This is a genomic window from Fodinibius sp. GM21, assembly GCF_058386955.1.
In genome coordinates, this window is the sequence record NZ_JBYEIQ010000002.1 from 1 (window position 1) to 15,170 (window position 15,170).

The following is a 15,170-nucleotide window of genomic DNA, read 5'->3' on the forward strand; positions in this document are numbered from 1 at the left end:
TTTGGCAATGGGCGGCAACTGGCCTGTTTTGCCGGCAGTGCTCCATTTCCCAAGCAATCGGGTCAACACAAGAGCCCTGACCGAGTCAGCCGGTGGCGATGTCAACGGCTAAAGTCATTGTTAGGGAATGGCGTACACTCGGCCATCCAATATGATCCGGAGCTGCGGGCCTATTACAAGCGAAAATGCGCCGAAGGGAAACATCCGCAAAGCGTACGAAATGCGGTCATCTGTAAACTACTTTATCGGGTCTTTGCGGTTATTGATCGAGGCACCCCATATGTAAAGATACATCAACATGAGGCAATAAAATGAGTTGACTTAGTCTTAGAATACGCATTAACTCGGACAGGCCTCGCCATCTCCTTGTCTCCCTTTCATTTATTAGTTAATCTTTCGTTTTATAATTAATTCGACACGTTGGCGCCTGCCGGTTATGCGCAATGTCGTTAGTTTGCCCGCCGGCCTTCAAGGTTTGTCAACAAAACGTTACGGCTTAAAAACATCCGTTATTAAGCCGTTTCTCGGTCGCTTTTACAACAACTTTTGTCAGGTTTAGAATGTATCAGCTTTTCCGAAAATCCTATTTCACATTTTGTCCTGGCCGGTCGGGGCTAATTCAATTCCGCCTCCGCTGTGTTTCTTCCGTCGTTTTTATCACAACTTTGCTGGCTCCACTCCTTTCGCCCCAAACTAACCCGCGCATTAACGCGGACGCCGCTCGCCCATCGTTTCCAACTTTTGCTTTTACGGTTCAAATTTTGTCATTTATAACCCGTCAATAATCTCGGCGCAGGTTATGCGCCGTCCGTTAGCTGGCTTCCCCCATTCTATTATTCATAGCTATCAAAACTTTGATACAATTCTCCTGTTCATTTGAAGTCAAATTGACATTGTATCATCTATTTATAAAATATGTAATGTCGTAACTTCATAACTTTTTGTTTTTTAATATCTATACTGTCATAATGATACCTATAAACCCTTGGCATTATTGTTGTTACATAAAAAGTGCAACAAAACCTAATTAGACAAATAGATTATGAACAAAAATAATGATCCGTTAAAAGATTTATTACTAGATGCAGACGAGGTAGACCGATCTCGGTTAGCTGAGGGATTAAAAGATATTCTAGGTATTGATTCTGAAAGTGGTAGAGTAGTATTGAAACCCGGCTTTCAAAATTTAACTACGAGGAATAAAGTCTTAGCATATATTTTAGGGTGTAAAGTATCCTTACTTTTAGACTTACGGGAATCGGAAGAAATTGCAGCTAAAGATATTCCTGAAGCTACAGGCTTACCAAAAGGAACCGTAAATCCAAAGCTAAAGGAGTTAAAAGAAGATCGTTTAATATCTCAAAATGATTCTTCGAAGTATTATATCGCATCTCACCAAATTATAACAGGATTAGAAGAATTAAATCCAAGTGGAGGAAATAATGAGTAATTATATTGAGAACTCAATCAAGGAAGCAACAGAAATTTCTTCATCTGATTTTGTTAAAGACGATTTCAGAGAGATAACCTATAAATCAATACTAAATCATCTTTTAAATAAGAGAAATAGATCAAATTCAAGTTCAAAAAATAGTGCCCCATCGAATTTAGACGATAATCTGAATGAGTGGGAAAAAAATATAATAGAAAACTTACCTCCTGCAACTAAGGCGGCTAATGGCAACAGGAATCAACAAACTATTTGGGCTGTAGTAAAGCTTTATTCTAGAGGAGAAGAAGCAAATAGGCATTCTGTCCCAAAAGTTATAAAAGATGAGCTCGGTGTTACGCCTCAAAGTGGTAGCAACACTTCTAGTAAGCTAAAAGAACTTATGCCAACTTATCTTAGCCGTACCAAAGATGGGAAAAAGTATCTCTATGAGCCTACAAAAGATGCTCTTAAAATATTTGAAAATAATTAGATTTTATGAGTGAAAAGTTAAAAAGGAGCTTAAGTTCTGTACCAGAAGAAATTGTCGAAAAGATAGTACGAGAGTTCATTGAAATTGAATCACGTTTCTCAAGAGGTGATTGGAAACCGGCTGAACTCAACGGGGCAAAATTTGCAGAGGCAGCTTATCGTTATTTAGAATGGAAACAAGCAGGAACGTATACTGCCATTGGAAATCAACTTAATAGAAGTCAAATTGACCACGCCGTATCTCAAGATACATCACTTGCAGAAGGGTTAAGATTCCAGCTTTTAAAATGTTTAGATATCTTATTTGATATTAGGAACAAAAGGGATGTTGCTCATTTAGGAGATGTAATTGATGTAAATGAGATGGATTCAAGGGTAGTTATGAGGCTAGTTTATTGGTCATTGGCTGAGATAATAAGAGAGGAGTCAAATTTATCAAAGAACAAAATACAAGAATTGATTGATTCTTTGAGTGCTAAAAAGTTCCCCATAGTTGAAGAAATAAATGGGGATATTGTTATTTTATCATCAAACTTAAACGCTGATGAAAAAGCCCTCATAGCTTTATATCATAGATATTCGGAACCAATCAGTAAAGATGAACTTTTTGAAATAGTAAATTATTCAAGCAAAGGAATGTTTAAAAGTTATGTGCTTAACAAACTTTCAAATGAGGCACTTATTCATATAAACTCAGAAAATGTTTATTTGACGGAAAAAGGGATTGCTTGGATTGAAAAAAATATTGATATGGAACTTAAAATTTAGATGACTAAAAGCCAGCTAACCCGCGCATTAACGCGGACGCACCTCGCCAATTCTTTGCCGCTCTTGGCTTTTTAACTTTTCGTTCGTTATTTATCAACTCAATAATTTGCGTGCGCAGCTTATGCGCAATGTCGTTATACACCCTGTTACAACAAACTTTCGTGGCCATTAATGTTCTTTGTGGCAGTCTTCGATTTAAATGGGGTACCCCTCACCCTTCGTTACTTTATCGTTTCCACCAATTCCCCATCTTCATATCGCTCTTTCATGGTAATATTGCCCTCTTCATCATATTCCGTCAAAAGTCCCTGCTTTACCTGGTCTCCAGTGTAAGAATGTTCAACTGAAAGCTGCCCATTCTTATGCCACAAGCGAACATGACCCATTCCGTCTTTGCTTTCTGTAGGTGGGACATTTTCATAGACCAAACTGCCATTTCTGTACATTTGCTCAAGGTGAGGTTGATCTAAATATGTCCCATGCTTTTGTCGAACGGTATCTCCGTTATCATAATAAATAACGGCTCCCGTTTGTATCCCCTTTTCAAAAGTCTGCTTCATATGCAGACTGTCTGTATCGGAGTAATAGATCTTTCGCGTTCCCGTAAAAGGTTTTCCGGAAGAAGTGTAATGGGTACCTAGTGGTTTTCCAAGTTCCTTATCGCGCTTGCCATCCAAATGAAGTTCAACATTACTGTAGGTTGTCTGCGGATAATCAGCTTTGTATTCAGCCTCTTTGCTGCAGAACGTAAGCATAAATAAGGCTAGGATGGGCAAGAGCAGTGCGGTTTTTAAACCTGGTCGGAACGGAGAATAGTCTCGAAATATCATGTGCAGTCTCTTTATTTGTGAGTGAACAGCTAGGTTAACTGTGGTATTTGTATTGTTTTCTCTTGAAATCTATAAACATCTCTACAAATGTAGAGTATAAAATTAAACTTCCAAATTATCATACAATAGCCGATTTTGCTGAATCTCTTCATAAACATCTGAAAGAATTGTCCTATAAATGAGGTGTTTGGGTGAATCGGGTGCATAACCCGCGCATTAACGCGGACGCACCTCGCCAAATCTCTGCCCCTCTTGGTTTTAAGCCTCTTCTTTCGTTAGTTGCTACTTCAACATCAATTCGTGCGTATTCTAAGACTAAGTCAAGCTACTGTTGTAGTCTTGTGCTCATATAATTTCACATAAGGCGTCCCACGATTAATGACCGCAAAGACCCGGTACAACAGCTTACAAACCACGGCATTCTTTACGCTCTTCGGATGTTTTCCCTCCTCACATTTACGTTGGTAGTAGGCTCGCAGCTCCGGGTCATACTGGATGGCTGAATGCACCCCATTGAGCAGTAGTGTCTTTAGTCGTACGCAACGCCACTCGCTGACCCGGTCAGGGTTCTTGCTATTGCCCGTTTGGTGGGGAAATGGCGCACTACCGGCAAAACAAGCCAGTTGCCTAGCGTTGGCAAATCGGGTAAACCCTTCCGTATACACCAACAACCATCCGGCAATTACGGGGCCAATACCTGGAATGCTAATGAGTAGCTCGTATTGGCCTTCGGTGGTGTTGTACCTGCGGAGCAGGCCCCTGATGGTCCGATCGACCAACTTCAGTTGCTCGGTCAATTGATCATGGCAGGCCTGCATCTGATCGTTTATTTCGCCAAGATCTGCCACTTGGCTGGTAAGGGTATTGGCCTTGATGCCATTGGTTAGGGCCGTTCGCATTTTCACCAGCTTCTCCCACCATATTAGCCAACTGCGCAGCTCCAGTAGCGCTTTGGATGGCAGCCGACTAGGAGCCAATCGATCCCGAAAGCGCCAGACGTATTCGGCCAGCCGCCGGGCATCAATGGGGTCCGACTTTCCTCGGCGGATACCAAGGGAGCGCTGAACCTGGGCGGCCGAAACCATCACATAACAAATTGTGGCTTCTTCTAAGATAGTAGCTAGCAAAAGCCCGTAGGGGCCGGTATGCTCAAAACAAACGATGAGCTCATCCAGGCGGATCTTTCCTCGTTTCCATGAGCCAATCATTTTGTGAATCCTTTTGGGGTGTTTGCGGCTTGGCCGGTTGCAAGATCCGTGTTCCTGGCATCATTTATTTGCCAATCCAATCGGTGTTTAGAGATGTCAATACCGACATAATAGCTGGCTTCCATAATATTTTCTGCTATATTTATGAGTGGATAACGATCCGCACACTGGATGAGACCAGCCACTATTACCTTTACTGGCTCCCTTGGAGCTTACATTCTAACTAGTGCCTTCTGGTCTGGAAATCTGCCCGGGACTCATACGCACGCTAGTTCTATAGCTAGCCGGTTATCTAGGTCACCCCGGCAGGTCCAGTTGCGGTTGATACAACCAACATAATCAGTTATTTATTTGAGAGGTAATCTAAAGGCCGGTTATGCGCAATGAACTGTGTTTAAAGTCAAGCAACCAATGCCTTTTTTTCGTTGAACGCTTCGCACCTCTTGCCGACGGCAAAAGCTTGTCGCAACAGTTTGTGGGCAATGGCTACCTTAATTACTTTTTCTGGTTTTCCTCTTTTCTTTAGTCGGCCACACATTTTCTTGCAGGCTGGATTGCTGCGCTTTGCTGACCAGCTGCACATATATAGCAGCTTCCGTAGTTGCGGGCAGCCCAACTTGCTAATACTTCCGCGTCCTTTCACCGATGAACCAGACTCCCAGATCCGGGGGCAAATGCCCACGTAGCTGGCCAGTTTTCGGGCGCCATCAAAGCGACGGAATCCATCGGTAATTGTTACCAGTTCAATAGCTGTTTTCTGGCCAATGCCAGGTATCGTTAAAAGCGCTTCCATAACCTCCTCGTAATGCTCCTCAGCTAATGCTGCCATACGTTTGTCAATACGGGTAATATTATCTTCTAATTCCGTTTGCATCTTCCTGATTAGCTCATTCACCATGGGTTTAATTTCTTTATTTTGGGTAAATGCTTCGGCCTGTCCGGTGAGAATGGCTTTCTGCCGCAGTAGCCCTTCCCGCATGCTCATGAGCTTTTTCAAGGCTTGTCGGGCCTTAGAGGGCGGCCGCCACCGGTCCGGTTGTTGATCAATGCCATATTGGGCAAGTAAGGCGGCATCTTTGGCGTCTGTTTTGGTTCAGGTTAGCTTCATCTGTCCGTAGCGCCGGATCACCAGTGGATTCAGGACACTAATTTTTATGTCCTGCTCATATAAATAACTGGCCAATCCCAGATAATAAGGGCCGGAGGCTTCCGGGATCACCTTCAATCCATTCGCTTAACTGTTTCCATCCGGTTGGGGAATTAGGAAATTGACCAGCAAGCCTGCGGGCTGCGCAAAGGCAGTCAACCCATACCAATAGTGTTCATAGCTTCGTATATTTTAAATATGTGAAGGTGAAGAAGGTTTTCGTGTCCAAATCCATCCTGCATACTGGCTCGAAGCCTACTGTGGCTGCCGGTGGTTACCCGGCGGTGGCAACCGGCAGGGCAATCATTGCGCTCGAGCTCTATGGCTCAATGTCGTCTTACTGGTTCCCTGCCTGCCACCAACCTTCCGTTTAACCGAATATCCGCGAATCAACAATACCTGTCAATACGAAGTGCTTAAACATAGGATGTCGTTATACGGCTTAGATGAATAAGAACATTAATTAAAAAATATAATACCCCAATAATGAGAGACTTGAGATATAGTATTTTACATTTTAGCACTGGTATACAAAGTAGGCCTTTCACTTCCAACCCAGGAAGGGTTATGATTTCTCCCTGATTTGTCAGAGATATCAGAAGGTGTCGGATTAATATTAAGATACCAGATATTTGAAGCCCCAGCAGATGTTGAAAGTGGACTTTCAATCTCACTGTGAATATTAGAGAAAGAAAGCTTGTTATTATAAATCTGTATACCTCTCAGGATTCCATCAAAAACTTCTGCCCCTTCTCCGCATTCACCAAAGTTGCATCCAGAACTATTAGGCCAGGGGGCATCTCCCCATGTTAGTGCAGGAACAGGAGGATTATTATTTCCATAACTTGTACTTGCTGTAAAAGCTACTACTTTTGAGGTATCCGGCCAATCCCAGTAATACTCATGATGCTTACCATTGCTATCCGACCATACCCTAGCAACCTGAGTATACCAGGTATCATACACAACATCACCATCGTCAGTCACAATATCTGCCCCTTTACCACCTGCAATTTCCCATTTATGGGTATTCCCACTACCAGTGGGATAAGGATGAAAACCATAATAAGTAATATCATCACTATACAAGAAGGTACCCAAATTTCCCCAGAAAAAAGTAGTATAATAGCCATACTGTTTTCTCGGATATACTTTCCAGATATAGGTCACTCCTCTGCCCCCCGGACCCCAAGCGGGTAGATCATTATTCTGCGGATTTGAAAATACAAAACGCATGGTTTGCGATACTGCAGCAGAACCGGGAAAATCAAGTCCCGTATCTGATGATAGTTCAAGACCCGAAGGATTTTTCTCACAATGAATAACCGATATGATTAGGAAAAATAATCCCCATAAGGTAAAGATTTTAAAGTGTTTCATCTTCGGTGGCCATTTTAGCAATAAAAAATAACTAATACTTATAATTACGCATATTTCTGAATAATATGCTATTGTAGCAAATATTATTAAAACTCTATTAAGAATATTCGGGCAATATATTTTGCCGCCCCCAAAATCTTAATAAGAAAAAGACAAGTTAAGGTGCTGAAATAGCAAAAATGAAAAATCAATTTGAAACGATTTAATTCATTAAAAACTCAAGCGGTATAACTCCTTTAAAAAGGAAAATGTCAAGCATATAGTCCTCACCCAGCTGTTCGTTTTATCTTTCTATAAATCCTTGCTTCAAACCTATCGCTGGCGACCAGCTTCATTGATCACGTTCGGATTACCTGCCGGCATCCAAACCCCTTTTCGGGCTTATCTTCTGCCAATGGGCGGAAGCTGCCCCGAATAATCGGGACTATCCCAGATCTTTAACCGGCCAGCCAGCCTATTCCCCAATCCCACGCACGGGCTTAAGAATCCCGGTTATACGTACGGGTTTATAGGCTGGGGCCAGCAGGTTTGTGAGGCCGCCCGTACTGGCTGCCCCTTAAATCCTTTATACTCTTGGTTCTTGGTCAGCATATGCCAAACTCCCTTGGCCAGTTCCTTGGCGACGACGGCTCGTGCTACAGGTTTACCACTTCGGCGTTTAATCTTACGATAAAATTTCTTTACTACTTTGTAATGGGTATAGGCGGAGACCGCGGCCTGTCCGAAAGCCGCTCGCAGGTACCTGTTCCCATCTTTGTTTCCTGACTTATGGCGATGGGATCCCCCGCTGTCCTTGGCCCCCGGTACCAGCCGACATTAGCTGACAAACTGCTTGGCAGAGGGGAATCGGTTAATATCTCCAATCTCAGCCAGAATAGTCCAGGCACCTACTTTGCCTAATCCTGGTACGGCCATGAGCCGTTCGGCCGAGGCTTCGAAGGGGATCTGCCTGTCAACCTCCTCCTCCAGCCGGTGGATATGCTGCTGTAGCTGACTAATCTGCTTAAGCATTAGCTGGACCTGCAGGTTTGCTGCCGGTGGCAACTGTGGGTGAAGCCAGTCACCCAATTTGTCCAACTCTCGCCACTGACTTCCGCTGATTTGCACGTTGTACTTGATGGCCTGGTTCCAGAGCGTGGACTGCAACTTGCCCCGCCACTGGATCAGCCGTAGGCGTCCGCGCGTGAGTTCCCGAAGTTCTCGTCGGTCGTGCTGTATTTGATACGCTTCCGGAATAAGGTCGGCCCGGAGCAGCTCGGCCAACGTTTTCGCATCCACTTTATCTGTTTTAACCTTCGCATAGCTGATGGCCTTCACCATCTTTGCGTGGGCCAGCGTCAAGTCTACATCGTTGGCTCGACACCAGTCCGACAACCAATACCAGTTGCTGGTACATTCAACCACAGCCCGGACAGGCCCATCAAATGTATTAAAGAAATCCTCCAGTGCTCGGGTGGAGGTCGGCAACTTGGCCTCCCGGATCACTTCTCCGTTGCTGTTAATCGCTACAATTACCATATTATTAGCGTGAAGATCTATTCCTATATAGGTCATGGGGTCCTCCTTGGATTAGTTAGGGTTGATAATCTCTAATCTAAGTGAGGACTTCCTTTTTGGAAAGATCCCGCGCATTAACTAGGACGCACCCCTCTCCTGCAACAGGCCATTACTACTTTTTAGCTTTCCGTTCATTATTTATTAACTCAACACTGGTTCTTGTGCAGCTTATGCGCAACGTCGTTATAGGGCTAACGCAATATCAAAATATCTTAAACATCTTGAGTATTGGGTGATGTTGTATCTTTGATATGAACTCCAATTTCTTCATACTATATCTGTTGAAGATAATATTAATGATTATGTAATGATGTGAGGACGTACTCAATTTCATCGATGATTTGCTTGTGCTTGTGTAATGTCAACCGTTAGACTAATAACAATAAATGAAAACCATTGACAACTATTTAGATAGCCATTATATACACCGAAGTAATTGGTTAAGAGCAGCCGTTCTTGGCGCAAATGACGGTATAATCTCTATTTCAAGCCTTGCTATCGGTGTAGCAACAGCCAGTGCAACAAGAGATCCAATTTTATTAGCAACCATGGCAGGTCTCGTTGCGGGAGCATTATCTATGGCCGCCGGAGAATATGTATCTGTTAGTTCACAAACGGACATTGAGAAAGCTGATATTGAACGGGAAAAACAAGAACTTGAAGAAATGCCCGAAGATGAAATGAAAATTTTGGCACAGATTTATGAAAGAAGGGGCCTTAAAAAAGAGACTTCATTACAAGTAGCAAAAGAGTTAACCGAATCAGATGCACTGGGGACGCACATTCGTGACGAATTAGGCATCAATGAAATAAGTCAAGCGAAACCAATTCAAGCAGCCTTAGCATCAGGTGCTGCATTTACAGCTGGTGGGCTTTTACCTTTAATCGTTACCCTTTTTGCACCTGTTTCACAAATAGAGTTTTTCCTTTACGGGTTTACTATTCTATCTCTCATTATTCTTGGTGCTGTATCAGCAAAGACTGGTGGTTCAAGCATTAGTAAAGCGGTGATACGAATTGTAATCTGGGGAACTATTGCAATGGGTTTGTCAGCATTGGTTGGTTACCTTTTTGGCGTTAATGTTTAATTTAGCAAGTATTGTATGAATGCAATGCCGGGCTGTTATAATGAGCAGCGTTACTACTTTTAATCTTTGTGGTAAGTTGACAATAAATTGCTTTGAGAAACTCATTACACTTATGTTTGTCTGTTAAATAACTTCTAATCCTCTTGCATAAAGTGCCCTATAACCCGCGATTAAGGGGATGCACTTCGCCACCCTTCGCCAAGTCTTCGGAGTGCGGACCGGTTGCTGGGGTTTGTTTTTTTAGCTTTCCGTTCATTATTTATCAATCTATCAACTCAACATTTATTCGTGCAAAGCTTATTCGCAGTGTCGTCTGACTGGTTCCCTCCCTGCCACCAAGCTTCCGTTTAAAGGAATATTTGCGAATAAAAAATACCAGTCAATGGCAAGTGTTTTAAACATAGGATGTCGCTAGCTGTCTTAAATAAATTTAGAGTTTATGAATTCATTTAAGAGCTCAGTTCTGTTATTATTGACTGTGTTGACGGTCGTTTCTTGTACCAGTCAATCTTCTGATGAAGCGATTAGCCAAGAGGTAAAAAACCTCATGGCCTTCTCAAAACTGTATGGCTATGTCAAGTATTTTCATCCAAGTGATGAAGCCCGGGAAATAAACTGGAATAAGCTGGCAATAGTGGGAGCAAAGAAGGTCAAAAAGGCGGAAAACGATCAAGAGCTAAAAAAGATATTGCAACAGTTGTTCTTGCCGATTGCCCGAACTATAACCATTACAGATGCTGAGCCTGACAGTGGCTTATTTCTCAACCAATATTTGAACCGTATAGATGAAGATACATCCAATTTTAAGACAGTGGCATGGCAACATCTGGGTGTAGATATGGAGAACCAAAGTCAAGGTTATGCGAGCAATCGTATCAACAGAATAGACCAAGATACTGCATCCCCTAATCCGTTATATAAGCAGCATCCCCATGTCGGAGAAACAGCTATTCGTCAATTAACAACCAATTTATGGAGCCAAGTACCCCTCGCTCTATATAGCGATGAGTCACAGACACTGCCCAAAAGCCCGGTGTCTGATCTCAATAGACTAAAGAAGGGGCTGGAAGCTGTTGAGTTAGACAGTGCGAGTATCGACAATAAGAATGTCTGGTTGGCCGATATCATTATTGCCTGGAATGAGCTCCAGCATTTCTATCCCCACTTTGAAGTTATTGATGTAGGCTGGCAAAAACAGCTGAATACAGCTCTCAAGAAAACCTTGGGAGACGATACGCCGAAAGACTTTTTTTACTACATTCCGTAGCATGCTTGCTTATACTCATGACGGTCATACCGGACTTTATCATCCAACCCTTTCAGATAGGGGAGGGTTGCCCTTTTTGGTAGACTGGATCGACAATAAGGTTGTTGTTACGCATTCCATGCATGAGAAAATAGAACCGGGTAATATTATTAAGACGGTGGATGAAAAATCAGCACCGAAAATAGTACAAGAAGAGCGAAAGCTTATTTCAGGTTCTTCTCAGCTATCATTGCATCGTTCTTTACGGAAACTGGGAACTGGGAGCATTGGAACAGAAGCAACTGTTGAGATTAAGAATGAACAGGAACTTCAGACATATACGGTTAAGCGGTTAAGTCGCAGATCGGTCATTAAGATTGGCAGTAGTAATTTAGATGCTATAGGTGAAATTGAAAACGGAATATATTACGTAGATCTGACGCGTGCGTCAATGGATAGTATAAATGACAAAATAGATCAAATAGCTTCAAGCCATGGCGTTATTTTTGATCTGCGAGGATATCCCAATAGAAATCATGAGATTATTCGACACCTTCTTACCAGTCCGGATACCTCGGATCAGTGGATGCAAATACCAAAAATAATTTACCCGAACCAGAAGAATATTGTGGGTTATCAGAAACAGGGATGGCAACTTGAACCCGCTAAGCCACACATTCGCGCAAAGGCTGTATTTATTACGGATGCAAGGGCCGTCAGCTACGCAGAATCGGTTATAAGTTTTATTGCACATTATGACCTTGCTGAAATAGTCGGTCAACCAACGGGAGGAGTAAATGGGAATGCAAATCGACTGAAACTTCCGGGCAGGTTCCGGTTTGGATGGACAGGAATGAAAGTAGTAAAACATGATGGTTCTCAACATCATCTAATAGGTGTTAAGCCAAAAATTACTGTTGAAAAAACACTGCAAGGAGTTCGTAAAGAGAAAGGCGAATATTTGCAAAAAGCGATTCAAGTCTTACAATAGACAGCTAATCCTCGCATTTAGAGGGATGCACCTCCCTCCTACGTTGACCTTCGGAGGGCACGGCGCATACTCTGCTTTTTAGCTCTTCGTTCATTATTTATTGACTCAACAATTTTATATTCGCACCTTATTCGTAAAGTTTTCAGCTACATTGCCTTAACTTTTACGGGATTAACTATTGTCGCAGTGTCTACAGCCTGGAAGAAACGAGTAAGCTTTTCATTTTTGACGGTCCATATATGCACTGCATTGGCTTTGAACTTTTTGCCGGTGGCCTTCCACGTTCCGGTGTAATAACCCTCCATAATTACTTTGTCATCACATTCCATAAGGTTTTCAATTTCTATATTGAACCCATCATAATGCTCAGGAATCATGTTAAAAACACCCTTGGCTACGGCTTCCGGTCCTTTAAACACGCCATCACCCTCGATAAAAGGAAACCCCTTGCACTCATGCCATTCCATATTGGAATCAAACAGAGATAAAACACCCTTGATATCTCCTTCAGCAAATTTTTTATATCCGCTTTTTGCCAGATCTAAATTTTTCATAACGCTCCTCTATTATTTGTTTATATAAACTGTAAGATAGTTAATTTTGACTTGAAATAGACCCTTTTTATTTATTATAAGTTAAATAAAAACAGGCACTTAAAATTACTTATATATACTTATATAGAGGTAATTAGAGAGGGTTTCGTATTAATTTTAAGAATGGTAATGAGTCTGAACGTAGCTAGGCAGCGTATTAACGCAAACGCACCTCGACTGGTCTTTACCTTCTTGGGGTTTGAATCACTAATTTCATTAGTTGCAAAATCAACAGCAATGCCCGAGCCTCTTAAACGCCGGGCTGTTATTTTTTACTAACTTAGCATGAGTGGAAGTGTAACATGCGTAAAAGTTATTAGTACACTAATGGCTATGGGTTTCATTTCAATCAAAAAAATTTAATGGTCGATGTTTTTGTAAAACATAGATCGTCGGGTTTTATTATTTCATGTTGTGATATCAGTCATCATATTTGGAGCACTTTTTATGTTTGGATGCCAATCGAGTGCTGATTCTACGCCCCAAAAGATCACCTTTCCAGATAGCACAACCCACTATCAGATTGATGCTAAAGTTAGTCCTGATATGGGCCAGTTTGAAGTGGCAATAGACATGCAATTCATGGCTGAAACATCCCAAGAAGTCACCAATTCCGACACGGCGACATGGTTTCGTAAGAAATTGTGATTGCTCTCTATTCCCAATTATCATACTTGAAGCAGCTAAGGAAAAGAAATCTACTCAGCGCATTAAGATGGACAGGGCTTGCTATCTCCTTGCCGGCATTTCATATCTTAGTTACTCTTTTTTAAAACCTACGTCCCGGCGCCTGCCAAAATATACGGGAAGCCCTCAGGTATTTTTTGATGTAAGCTAGTTTAACTTATTTTTAAAATTTGTGGCTTTTTGAATTTTTGAATGATTCCCTCATTCATTTAGTTTCAATACCAATTAGCACCGAATATGGAGCCCTTACCATGAGAATATTTCTGGTCATATTTTTTACGTTTCTTGCAACTTCTCTTTTTGCTCAAAATATGGATTGTCAAGAATACAGGAATGGGAAGTTTAAAATACCAGATGAAAAGCATGGCAGTACTATCATCGAAAGAAAGGGAGATAAGCAGATTGAATATAATAAACGGTCAAAAATAAAAATTGAATTACAGGTAAATTGGGTTGAGAACTGTAAATTCACTCTTACACTGAGTCAGGTTTTAGAGAATCCCAATGATATCTGGATCCCGGAAGATGCAAGATTTACAGTAGAGATAATTGAAATCAAAGAAGATTCCTATATCCAGAGAACAACATCGACCTTTAGTGAAATTGTATCAGTGACAGAAGCAATTAAAGTTGGTTAAATTGTGCTCTTACTTCTCCAAGAAGTGAAACTAACAATAATTACCAGCGGAGTACGAGCCCGTCTAATAACTTGCCCTAAGCTTAGTTTTGGATAAACTGAAACGTATCTTGCCCGCGCTATGAATCTGGGTGAAAAGCATACCCCATAGCTTTTAAGGCTGTCGTTTGTTATATAACAAGTTGCACAGTGGTTTAAAGAATATACGCAAGGCCATTATAGATTCGACCATTTCTGAACAGGTAGGGGCTCTTATGAAGTTTATCTTACTTTACGTGTTATATGCACTGATGCTTTCTTTTGGGTTAAGGCGAAGGGGGCTTCATTCACGGGAGAAGGTTGTCAAGGAGATAGAAAGCGATAATGACAATAAGGAGCCAAAACATATTTTGGTGATTGGGGCTACAGGGGGTACAGGACAAGAGCTAGTTCAACAATTGCTGGAAAGAGGGTATGAAGTTACGGCTTTTGTTAGAACCCCAGAGAAATTAAAAGTTGAACACCCCAAATTGATGATTGCTCAAGGTAACGTGCTGGACTATGATTCACTAGAATCAGCTGTACGCGGACATGATGCCGTGATTTCGGCTCTGGGTCACAAGAGATTTTTCTATCCTACGCGCATCCTTTCAAAAGGTACCCAAAACCTGCTTCGGGCGATGAATAAATTTGATGTGTCACGCTTCGTTTGTGAGACTTCTTTAGGTATTGGAGGCAGTGCCGGGCGACTTGGACTTTATTACACCTTCTTTACCATCCCGGTAATTTTGCCTTTTTATTTTTGGGACAAAGCGCTTCAAGAAAAGCTGATTGCCGAAAGTAATACCAAATGGACGATTGTCCGTCCGGGCGTACTGACTAATAACCCGAAGCATGGTGATTACCGTCACGGTCACGATATTGGGAGCTGTATCGGGACGGTACGTATCTCGAGGACCGATGTGGCAGAGTTTATGATTAATCAAATAACTGATAATACCTATCTCAATTCGGTTGTCTCAATAGCTCGATAAGTACTGGTTAAAGAGCAATTTTCATTGGATAGCTCTACCTAAGATTCTGATTATAGGTTTTAGAATCGCACTGAACTTTCCATCTTCAAAAGCTGTATCAATAA

The 15,170-nt window shown here is 41.9% G+C and carries 13 protein-coding genes and 3 pseudogenes; 10 read left to right on the plus strand and 6 right to left on the minus strand.

Features of this window, described 5'->3' with window-relative positions; translation table 11 throughout:
• The 4 genes from ACT3IB_RS03680 to ACT3IB_RS03695 form a co-directional block, all read left to right on the plus strand.
• Nucleotides 1-315, plus strand: a 315-nt coding sequence (locus tag ACT3IB_RS03680) for a transposase (protein WP_491537679.1), incomplete at its 5' end; no start/stop codon positions are given.
• Between the two features lie 727 nt (nt 316-1,042).
• Nucleotides 1,043-1,450 (plus strand): hypothetical protein, encoded by a 408-nt coding sequence (locus tag ACT3IB_RS03685; RefSeq protein ID WP_491537680.1) that lies wholly within the window; start codon nt 1,043-1,045, stop codon nt 1,448-1,450.
• Complete coding sequence (locus ACT3IB_RS03690; protein ID WP_491537681.1) at nt 1,443-1,922, plus strand: hypothetical protein; 480 nt, start codon at nt 1,443-1,445, stop codon at nt 1,920-1,922. Before ACT3IB_RS03685 ends, ACT3IB_RS03690 begins: the two co-directional genes overlap by 8 nt.
• A gap of 5 nt (nt 1,923-1,927) precedes the next feature.
• Nucleotides 1,928-2,689 carry a hypothetical protein gene (locus ACT3IB_RS03695; protein ID WP_491537682.1) on the plus strand — a complete coding sequence of 254 codons (762 nt, stop codon included), beginning with the start codon at nt 1,928-1,930 and terminating at the stop codon, nt 2,687-2,689.
• A gap of 221 nt (nt 2,690-2,910) precedes the next feature.
• On the opposite strand, the gene ACT3IB_RS03700 is transcribed toward ACT3IB_RS03695, so the two are convergent.
• The 5 genes and pseudogenes from ACT3IB_RS03700 to ACT3IB_RS03720 form a co-directional block, all read right to left on the minus strand.
• The gene (locus ACT3IB_RS03700) at nt 2,911-3,519 is read right to left on the minus strand and encodes a toxin-antitoxin system YwqK family antitoxin (protein WP_491537683.1); all 609 of its coding nucleotides are present in this window, start codon (nt 3,517-3,519) and stop codon (nt 2,911-2,913) included.
• A 320-nt stretch (nt 3,520-3,839) separates the two neighbouring features.
• A pseudogene (locus tag ACT3IB_RS03705) lies at nt 3,840-4,742 on the minus strand (IS110 family RNA-guided transposase); the annotation flags it as partial.
• 385 nt (nt 4,743-5,127) lie between these two features.
• Nucleotides 5,128-5,808 (minus strand): annotated as a pseudogene (locus tag ACT3IB_RS03710) (IS110 family transposase); the annotation flags it as partial.
• 576 nt (nt 5,809-6,384) lie between these two features.
• On the minus strand, nt 6,385-7,254 hold the full coding sequence (locus ACT3IB_RS03715) for a hypothetical protein (protein ID WP_491537684.1): 870 nt from the start codon (nt 7,252-7,254) through the stop codon (nt 6,385-6,387).
• A gap of 492 nt (nt 7,255-7,746) precedes the next feature.
• Nucleotides 7,747-8,808: pseudogene (locus ACT3IB_RS03720) on the minus strand (IS110 family RNA-guided transposase).
• 389 nt (nt 8,809-9,197) lie between these two features.
• Here ACT3IB_RS03720 and ACT3IB_RS03725 point away from each other — a divergent pair.
• The 3 genes from ACT3IB_RS03725 (at nt 9,198) to ACT3IB_RS03735 (ending at nt 12,136) form a co-directional block, all read left to right on the plus strand.
• Nucleotides 9,198-9,899: a VIT1/CCC1 transporter family protein gene (locus ACT3IB_RS03725; protein ID WP_491537685.1), complete on the plus strand. Its 702-nt coding sequence runs from the start codon at nt 9,198-9,200 to the stop codon at nt 9,897-9,899.
• A 439-nt stretch (nt 9,900-10,338) separates the two neighbouring features.
• Complete coding sequence (locus ACT3IB_RS03730) at nt 10,339-11,166, plus strand: hypothetical protein (protein ID WP_491537686.1); 828 nt, start codon at nt 10,339-10,341, stop codon at nt 11,164-11,166.
• Nucleotide 11,167: 1 nt separating this feature from the next.
• The gene (locus ACT3IB_RS03735; RefSeq protein WP_491537687.1) at nt 11,168-12,136 is read left to right on the plus strand and encodes a S41 family peptidase; all 969 of its coding nucleotides are present in this window, start codon (nt 11,168-11,170) and stop codon (nt 12,134-12,136) included.
• Nucleotides 12,137-12,282: 146 nt separating this feature from the next.
• On the opposite strand, the gene ACT3IB_RS03740 is transcribed toward ACT3IB_RS03735, so the two are convergent.
• Entirely contained in the window at nt 12,283-12,690 is a 408-nt protein-coding gene (locus tag ACT3IB_RS03740; protein ID WP_491537688.1) for a nuclear transport factor 2 family protein, read from the minus strand.
• Between the two features lie 453 nt (nt 12,691-13,143).
• Between ACT3IB_RS03740 and ACT3IB_RS03745 the strand changes: the two genes are divergently transcribed.
• The 3 genes from ACT3IB_RS03745 (at nt 13,144) to ACT3IB_RS03755 (ending at nt 15,066) form a co-directional block, all read left to right on the plus strand.
• Nucleotides 13,144-13,377, plus strand: a complete 234-nt coding sequence (locus ACT3IB_RS03745) for a hypothetical protein (RefSeq protein ID WP_491537689.1) — start codon at nt 13,144-13,146, stop codon at nt 13,375-13,377.
• Nucleotides 13,378-13,667: 290 nt separating this feature from the next.
• Nucleotides 13,668-14,054 carry a hypothetical protein gene (locus tag ACT3IB_RS03750; protein ID WP_491537690.1) on the plus strand — a complete coding sequence of 129 codons (387 nt, stop codon included), beginning with the start codon at nt 13,668-13,670 and terminating at the stop codon, nt 14,052-14,054.
• Nucleotides 14,055-14,307: 253 nt separating this feature from the next.
• Complete coding sequence (locus ACT3IB_RS03755; protein ID WP_491537691.1) at nt 14,308-15,066, plus strand: NAD(P)-dependent oxidoreductase; 759 nt, start codon at nt 14,308-14,310, stop codon at nt 15,064-15,066.
• Nucleotides 15,067-15,170 lie beyond the last annotated feature (104 nt).